The sequence below is a fragment of the Micromonospora sp. NPDC051296 genome (genome assembly GCF_040682255.1).
In the GTDB taxonomy this organism is placed as follows: Bacteria; Actinomycetota; Actinomycetes; order Mycobacteriales; family Micromonosporaceae; genus Micromonospora; species Micromonospora craterilacus.
Genome location: NZ_JBFBAO010000560.1, coordinates 1 through 2,977, shown reverse-complemented (window position 1 = coordinate 2,977; position 2,977 = coordinate 1). Strand labels below are relative to the sequence as shown.

2 protein-coding genes and 1 pseudogene are annotated in these 2,977 nt (G+C 71.9%); 1 reads left to right on the top strand and 2 read right to left on the bottom strand.

All coding sequences use genetic code 11. The annotated features are described in order from the left end of the window. Window positions 1–527 (top strand): annotated as a pseudogene (locus tag AB0M52_RS32860) (ATP-dependent DNA ligase); the annotation flags it as partial. Window positions 528–587: 60 nt separating this feature from the next. Here the strand turns inward: AB0M52_RS32860 and AB0M52_RS32855 are convergent. Both AB0M52_RS32855 and AB0M52_RS32850 read right to left on the bottom strand, forming a co-directional pair. Further along, entirely contained in the window at window positions 588–1,610 is a 1,023-nt protein-coding gene (locus AB0M52_RS32855; protein WP_363961718.1) for a hypothetical protein, read from the bottom strand. Window positions 1,611–1,746: 136 nt separating this feature from the next. Further along, a complete protein-coding gene (locus AB0M52_RS32850) occupies window positions 1,747–2,697 on the bottom strand; it encodes an aminoglycoside phosphotransferase family protein (RefSeq protein ID WP_363961716.1) in 951 nt (316 codons plus the stop codon). Between the last annotated feature and the right edge of the window lie 280 nt (window positions 2,698–2,977).

Below are 2,977 nucleotides of genomic sequence, written 5' to 3'. Positions count from 1 at the left end.
GCGAGCAGCCGGACCTGATGGTGGTCGACCTGGACCCGGGAGCGCCGGCGGCGCTGCGGCAGTGCTGCCAGGTGGCGCTGCTGCTGCGGGACCGGCTGGCGGCCGACGGGGTCGACTCCTACCCGAAGACCTCGGGCAAGAAGGGCATGCAGCTGTGCTGCCCGATCGCCGGTACCCAGTCCGCCGACGACGTGTCGGCATACGCGCGGCGGATCGCCCAGGAACTGGAGCGCGAGCATCCCAAGTTGGTCCTCTCGAAGATGGCGAAGAACCTTCGGCCCGGGAAGGTGTTCATCGACTGGAGCCAGAACAACGCGGCGAAGACGACCGTCGCGCCGTACTCGCTGCGCGCCCAGCCGGTGCCGTCGGTCTCCGCGCCGCTGACCTGGGACGAGGTTTCCGCCGGTGCGGCGGGCAAGCGGCCGGCGACCCGCCCGTACACCGCCGCCGAGGTGCTGGACCGGATCGAGGAGCACGGCGACCTGCTCGCCCCCCTCCTCGACCACGGCCCCGAGCTGCCGGTGTAAGGAAGGGCCCCCTGTTAACGCCTCCGGTAGAGGAAGGGCCCCTTTTTAACCACTCGCTACCTACCCGCGGTAGCGGCCCAGTCGCACGTACGCGCCGGTGAGCAGGGCGACCGCGAGCACACTCACCACCACGTCGCTGGCCAGGGCCTGCTCGGGCGAGGCCGGCGCGTACGAGGGCACCAGGTACGCGAGAACGGCCGCCCCCGTGAGCGCCCCTCCGGCACCGGCCAGGACGTGCCGCTGCCCCCATCCGGTCCGACCGGACCAGCGGGCGAGCACCGCCACCAGCACCGAGATGACGACGACCGCGGCGGCGACCTGGAACCACCCGGACAGCATGTTCACCCCCAGGTAGGCGACCAGCACCAGCAACCCGGGCCAACCCGGGTGGGGCGCGCCCGCAGGTGCCGGGCGAATCCGGCGCCGCCACCGGGGCAGCGCGGCCACCGTGATCAGGACGACGACCGTCGCCGCCGCCCCCGCCAACTGCCCGGGGCTGGCCAGGAAACCCTTGCGCCCGGTGTCGTCGGTGAAGATGAGCAGGCTGCCCAACAGGTAGAGGACGGCCACGGCGACCAGGCCGGGCGCCCGCAGCCACGGCCGCGGGCGGCGGGCTGGGGAGAGGTACGACTCGACGAAGGCGATCGGTGCGCAGATGCTCAACGCCACGTGGTTGCCCAGGAAGCCGACCGCCTCCTGCGCGCTGATGCCAAGCACCGGCAGGCGGGTGCCGTCCGCTGCTTGGAGCTCGGCGAACTCCGTGTCGGCGAGGAAGTCGGGATTGAACAGCGACTGGTCGACCAGCCCCGCCTGGAACACGCCGAAGCCGGCCGCGAGCAGCACGATCATGGGCCAGCCGCCGCCGGTACGCCGGGCCGCCTCACGGATCAGCACGGCCGCGCCGCCGTACATCGGGGCCAGGACGACCACGACCAGCAGCATGTCGCTGCCGGCGAACCCGCCCCACGAGCACTCGGCCGCCCAGGGCGCGAGCAGCAGGAGCGCGACGACCGGCGCGAGCCGTCGGCGTGCGGGCTCCCGGGTAGGGCCAACGGCTGCCTGCTGCTCCCCGTGCTGCGTCATCCCTCCACGGTCCAGCCACAGTGGTCCGGGGGGAACTGCCACCGGTCGACTTCGCCGTATACCAAGGTCTATGCCTCGGAGCGGCCGGCAATAGGGCGGTGGCGGCGAGGCAGGGCACGCCGCAGTCACGCCAGTCCTATTGCCAGACGCTCACCTGGCCGATGCGGTCGTGCTCGTCCAGGACCTCGGCGATCACGTGGTGGTTGACGGCGGCCAGCGCCGGGTTGGTGCCGAGGTTCTGCTGCACCAGCAGCAGGGCCTTCCACAGGGCCCAGCCGCGGGCCCGCGCCCAGGTGCCGTCGTCCTGCCCGACCGCCTGCCGGAACGCCTGGCGGCTGTCGCCGGAGAGCATCGTCCAGGCGATCACCAGATCGCAGGCCGGGTCACCCACGCCGGACGTGCCGAAGTCGATGACGGCGCTCAACTTCCCGTCCACGACCAGCAGGTTCCCCACCGCGAGGTCGCCGTGGAACCACACCGGCTGGCTCTGCCACTCGGCGGTCAGGGCGGCCTCCCAGACGGCGGCGGCCCGGGTCACGTCGACGTGACCGACCAGCGCGGCCAGGAGACGGCGGGTTTCCTCGTCGTAGTGGGCTGGCGAGGCGCCCCGGTAGCAGCTGTGGTCCCCGGCCAGCGGGCCGCCGGTGGGGTCGCAACGAATTAGGGCACGGAGGAACTCGGCCACCGAGACGGCGAACTGCGGCAGGTCGTCGATCCGTCCCCGGTCGGCCGTGGTGCCCGGCAGCCAGCCGCGTACCGACCACGGGAAGGGGTACCCCTCGCCGGGTTCGCCTAGGCCCAGGATCGGCGGAATGGCGACCGGCAGTTCGGGTGCCAGCCGGGGCAGCCACTCGTTCTCCTTGGCCACGGCGGGGGCGTAGCCGGGTGCGGTGGGCAGGCGTACGGTCAACTCCTCGCCCAGGCGGTACGTCCGGTTGTCCCACCCGTCGACCTCCACCGGGGTCACCGGCAGGCCGCTCCACTGTGGAAACTGTGCCGCGACCAGGCGCTTCACCAGCGCGGCGTCGATCCCGGCGCGGCCGTCGAGGGGAGCTGGGCAGATGTTGTCCTCGCTGGTCGAAGCCATGGCGTCATCCTTGGTGGATGCCGGCCCGACGGCAACGCGGTTTCGGTGGCCCGAGGCGCTCCGGGTGCCCGCCGAGGCGATGCAGGCGACCAGCCGCTCACCTCGCCAGGACCCGTGCCGCCGTACGCGGGATCTCGTACGAAAGGATGATGATCGCGAGCCTCCAGGGCCTTTGCCCGCCGCGACCGCACACCTATCCTCTCAAGTTCGGTAATAGCTGATCTTGACTATACGGGGGTCTCGTGCGGCGAAAGCTGATCGCGCGTTTCATGGTCGCGGT

Coding starts and splice junctions, on each gene's coding strand:
- AB0M52_RS32855 (WP_363961718.1), bottom strand. CDS start 1,610: ATGACGCAGCACGGGGAGCAGCAGGCAGCCGTTGGCCCTACCCGGGAG.
- AB0M52_RS32850 (WP_363961716.1), bottom strand. CDS start 2,697: ATGGCTTCGACCAGCGAGGACAACATCTGCCCAGCTCCCCTCGACGGC.